The organism is Bradyrhizobium sp. 62 (assembly GCF_023073035.1).
GTDB lineage: Bacteria > Pseudomonadota > Alphaproteobacteria > Rhizobiales > Xanthobacteraceae > Bradyrhizobium.
The window spans coordinates 624868-625162 of record NZ_JADPIT010000015.1 but is presented as its reverse complement, the minus strand read 5'-3'; the positions used below and the strand labels follow the sequence as shown (position 1 = coordinate 625162).

1 pseudogene is annotated in these 295 nt (G+C 59.3%); it reads right to left on the bottom strand.

Annotated features, from left to right (window positions below):
* A pseudogene (locus IVB47_RS13440) lies at positions 1-295 on the bottom strand (acetylglucosamine transferase); the annotation flags it as partial.

Here is a 295-nt window from a genome sequence, read left to right as displayed (position 1 = left end):
GCTTGATGATGATCTTCGAACCCGTCACCTCGCGCATCACTTTCGACCACACCCGGATGGCCTCGTCCGAGATCTTGTAGATGCGGTTGAACACGCCGAAGGTCACATGGCCGTTGCGGAGCATGGGCGGCTCCGATGCAGGTAGATCCAAAATGGGATCGATCGTGATCAGGCACGGCAGGTCGTAGACCTTTTCAGCCAGCAGATGGCGCGCCGATTGCGGAATGAAGACCGGATCCGCGAGCACGTAGTCCATAGTCTGAAGGCCCGTGCCCGTGGCGTGACCAAACCCCGA